The sequence below is a fragment of the Streptomyces sp. SID9727 genome, from assembly GCF_010550605.1.
Taxonomy (GTDB): domain Bacteria; phylum Actinomycetota; class Actinomycetes; order Streptomycetales; family Streptomycetaceae; genus Streptomyces.
Genome location: NZ_JAAGNI010000352.1, coordinates 1 through 2,386, shown reverse-complemented (window position 1 = coordinate 2,386; position 2,386 = coordinate 1). Strand labels below are relative to the sequence as shown.

Sequence of the window (2,386 nt, the reverse complement as noted above, 5' to 3'; positions counted from 1 at the left end):
GACCAGCGGCCCGCCTGCGGCGACCCCGCGTCGGCCGGCTTCCCCATCGACACCCGCATCCACGGCGGGCCCGACACCTACGCGTCCGGCGGCGGCTACGGCACCTGGTTCCTGGACCTGACGAACACGACGACCGAGTCCTGCCGGGCGATCCACCCCGTGCTCGTCCTCACCGACGAGGAGCGGGCGCTGACCTCGGACCAGATCCAGCTCCAGTTCTCGGAGCGCGCCCGCCCCGGGGTCGAGCACCGCGTGACCTGGGAGACGACCGACCGGGACGAGCACATCGGGGTCTTCGGCGGCGAGGGCGGCGACGCCTTCCCCGGGTTCACCGTGCCCGCCGGACGCACCGTCACCGTCCAGGTCCGGCTGGGCTTCACCTCCGACACGAGCCCCGGCCGGATCACCGCGAACGCCGCGGTCGTCCAGCGGCGGGGCGGCGGGAGCGGCACGGGCGGCGACGGGGAGTGGGTCGGCGAGTCCGAGGACTACCCGTTCTCCGTGGTCGAGCCCGACGAGGACGGCACCCGCACCGGTGAGACGGACGGCGACCGCGAGAGCGCGGACGGGACGGGCCGGGAGCACGTGGGCGGCACCGGCGAGGACGAGGAAGAAGAGGGGAGCGGCACGGTGAGGGGCAAGGGCGACGAGGGGGGCGCGGACCCCGGCAGGACCGGCACCACCCGGCGGCCCGTCCCGCCCGGAACCGACCCGGCGGGGGTCCCGCAGCTCGCCAGTACCGGCATCTCCGTCCCCGTACCCCTGCCCGCGCTCACCGTGTCCGGATTCCTGATCGGCGGCGGCGCGATGGTGCTCGCGACCCGCCGGACCCGCCGTACCGGCCGCTGATCACCAGGCGGTCAGCCAGTACCTCCAGGTCGAACAGTCGGCCTAAACTCTGGGGCGTCGGCGCTGCACAACGCGGTGCCGCCGGCGTCCCCGCACCTGGCGTACGGCAACTGGAGTCCCACATGGCAGAGCGCAAGCCGATCTCGTCCTGGCTGACCGACATGGACGGGGTCCTCATCCACGAGGGCACCCCGATCCCCGGCGCCGACGCCTTCATCAAGCGGCTGCGTGACTCGGGGCTGCCCTTCCTGGTCCTGACCAACAACTCGATCTACACCGCCCGCGACCTGCACGCCCGGCTGAAGCGCATGGGCCTGGACGTGCCCGTGGAGAACATCTGGACCTCCGCCCTCGCCACCGCCCAGTTCCTGGACGACCAGCGCCCCGGCGGCACGGCGTACGTCATCGGCGAGGCCGGGCTCACCACGGCGCTGCACGACATCGGATACGTGCTCACCGACCACGACCCCGACTACGTGGTGCTCGGCGAGACGCGTACGTACTCCTTCGAGGCGCTCACCAAGGCGATCCGGCTGATCAACGCCGGGGCCCGGTTCATCTGCACCAACCCGGACGAGACCGGCCCGTCCGCCGAGGGCCCGCTGCCCGCGACCGGCTCCGTCGCCGCCCTGATCACCAAGGCGACCGGCAAGGCCCCGTACTTCGCGGGCAAGCCGAACCCGCTGATGATGCGCACCGGGCTCAACGCGATCGGCGCGCACTCCGAGTCCAGCGCCATGATCGGCGACCGGATGGACACCGACGTGCTGGCCGGACTGGAGGCGGGCATGCAGACGTTCCTGGTGCTCACCGGGCTGACCACGGTCGCGGACATCGACAAGTACCCGTTCCGGCCGTCCACGGTCGTGGACTCCATCGCGGACCTGGTCGACCTGGTCGACCTGGGCTGACACCGGGCGGGGCGGGCCCCTTGCGCGCCCGCCCCACTCCACCGGCCCAGTGCCCCCGCGCTGCGGATGCGGTACGCGGCCGCAGGAGTGAACCTTCCTTCAGGAGGTTCACGATGCGTTCCATACCACTCACGTTCTGTGCCGCCGCACTGGCCGCGGCGACCCTGGTGCCGATCCCCTCGGCGCTGGCCGAGACCGGCTCCGGCCACGAGGACTCCCGGCCCCGCGCCGCCCTGTCGGTCTCGCCCTCGTCCGTCGCCCCGGGCGGCGAGGTCGAGCTGGAGCTGACCGGCTGCAAGGCCAAGGAGGCCAAGGGGAACTCTGACGCCTTCGTCTCCGAGGCGCGGTTCTCGTCCGGCGGCGACCGCACGCTCTACGCCGAGGCCCGCGTCCGGGCGGACGCGGAGCCCGGCGACTACGACGTCCAGGCGGTCTGCGACAAGCACACCCGGGTGACCGCCACCCTCACCGTCGTGCACCGCGAGCGGCCCGTGCCCGTCGCGCCGGTCCACGCGGGCGGCGGCGGCACCGCCGTGCTCGCGAGCGAGGCCGCCGAGCAGGACGGCCCCGGCACCGCCCACGAGGTGATCGGCCTCGGACTGGCCGCCGTCGCGGCCGTCGCCGTC

Annotated in this window: 3 protein-coding genes; all 3 read left to right on the top strand. The window is 73.5% G+C overall.

Going from position 1 to position 2,386, the window contains the following annotated elements; translation table 11 throughout:
* A partial coding sequence (locus G3I41_RS24005; RefSeq protein ID WP_164402469.1) for a hypothetical protein occupies positions 1 to 849 on the top strand: 849 nt, incomplete at its 5' end.
* Positions 850 to 971: 122 nt separating this feature from the next.
* A complete protein-coding gene (locus G3I41_RS24000) occupies positions 972 to 1,760 on the top strand; it encodes an HAD-IIA family hydrolase (protein ID WP_164402468.1) in 789 nt (262 codons plus the stop codon).
* A 113-nt stretch (positions 1,761 to 1,873) separates the two neighbouring features.
* A partial coding sequence (locus tag G3I41_RS23995) for a hypothetical protein (protein WP_164402467.1) occupies positions 1,874 to 2,386 on the top strand: 513 nt, incomplete at its 3' end.